This is a genomic window from Acetobacterium paludosum (assembly GCF_008086595.1).
In the GTDB taxonomy this organism is placed as follows: domain Bacteria; phylum Bacillota; class Clostridia; order Eubacteriales; family Eubacteriaceae; genus Acetobacterium; species Acetobacterium paludosum.
The window spans coordinates 1-1,790 of the sequence record NZ_RXYA01000038.1; the positions used below are offsets into that span (position 1 = coordinate 1).

Consider the following 1,790-nt stretch of genomic DNA (forward strand, 5'->3'; position numbering starts at 1 on the left):
CGGGACCAGTGAAAAAGTCGAAAATATTAGTTTGTACAGATCGTTGAAAAAATTGGAAATCACGAATTAGAAATGGTGTAATATTTATAGGATGAAATTGAAACATCCAGTGTGTTTTTGATTAAAACAGAGTAAAAAAATAACCCTGCATGGTATAATTTAAGTGCGAACAAAAACAACCAAACAGGGGGGAAATCATGCTTCGATTTGAATCAAAACAATCATCATTCCATTGTCTATTATACAACAAAATCCCGGAAAATCATATCCTTAAACAGGTTAAAAAAGCGGTCGATTTCAGTTTTATCAATGATCTGCTGGAAGATACCTACTGCAAAAACTTTGGCCGTCCGGCGAAAGAACCGGAACTGATGTGCAAACTGCTGTTTCTGCAGCATATCTACAATCTCTCTGATGAAAAGTTGATTGAAGAAGCGACTCTCAATCTGGCCCATCTTTATTTTCTGGACATCAACCCGGAAGATCCATTGCCGGAAAAAAGTCTGTTGTCCAAATTCAGAACCCAACGGCTAGGTGAAGAGACCCTGGATGAAATCATCATCGAAATTGTAAGACAATGTGTGAAAAAGGGGATTATCAAAGATGAAGGGGTTAGTATTGATGCCACCCATGTGGAAGCCAACACCATCAAAAAAACACCGGAACGATTGATGAAACATCTGGCCAGAAACATCATCACCATCTGTGAGAAAGAAACAGGTAAAGCAGTTGAAAATCTGCCGGAAGAACCTGCCTACAAAGAAATCAGCGATCACAAAAAAGCAAAACAGGTGATGAAAGATTACCTGGAAATTGTTATCGAAAAAGCGAAAATAAATACTACCACTCAAACCGAAGAAACAAATCAGATGATTGTAAAAGCAAAAGAAATTCTGGATGATCCCAAATTCATCAATCAAACAGGCATCCGATCTTTAATCGATCAAGACGCCCGGGTTGGACGAAAAAGCAAAACCTCCAACTTCTTTGGTTACAAGGTTGAATTCATCATGACCACCAATCAACGCTTGATCACGGCAGTTCGAACCGGTACGGGTGCCTATGTGGATGGGTCGATGATTGAAGCATTGCTCAAAGACACTCATGCAAGTGGTTTAACGATAAATGAATTCTACGGTGACAAGGCCTACTTCAGAAAATCCATTCTTGACAGAATTAAAAAACTCGAGGCCGAAGCTTATATTCCCGTCAGCGGTTCTGCCTATCGGATTGATGAAAGTGAATTCTCTTATAACAAAGATTCTGATCAATGGTTCTGTAGCCAGGGAAATCAGACGGTTAGCCGAAGATACTACAAACGGAAACGCAAAGACTGTAAAAGTGGTTTTCAGGAAGGATATAATTATTACTTCGACATAAAAATCTGCAAGAGTTGCCCTAAACATGATGAATGCGCAAAAAAATCGGTCCGAAAAATTCTGAATATTGGGATCAATACCTTGGAATTCTACGAAATCTCCCAAAGTCAGAAAACCAATGAATTTAAAGAGAAGTACAAAAAAAGAGCCAGCATCGAAGGGAAAAATGCTGAGCTCAAACGATCCCATGGACTGGGCCGGGCAAAAGGCTACGGTCTGGTTTCGATGTCCAAACAATCGAAACTGGCCGCCATTGCAGTTAATATAAAAAGAATAGCGGCCATCATGACCGCTGATTTTTCTTGTTTTATTAAAAAAATCGTTATATTCAGAATAAATTTTAGTTTCTAAAAATAATTCACTCATATTTTCAGAAATCAGCCCCAAAACATGTCTTTTTCACTGGTCCCG

Annotated in this window: 1 protein-coding gene; it reads left to right on the plus strand. The window is 38.9% G+C overall.

The genetic code is table 11. The features are described 5' to 3' along the window. The first annotated feature begins 197 nt into the window (after positions 1–197). Complete coding sequence (locus FZC41_RS17040; RefSeq protein ID WP_148568649.1) at positions 198–1,730, plus strand: IS1182 family transposase; 1,533 nt, start codon at positions 198–200, stop codon at positions 1,728–1,730. Positions 1,731–1,790 lie beyond the last annotated feature (60 nt).

Coding starts and splice junctions, on each gene's coding strand:
- FZC41_RS17040 (WP_148568649.1), top strand. CDS start 198: ATGCTTCGATTTGAATCAAAACAATCATCATTCCATTGTCTATTATAC.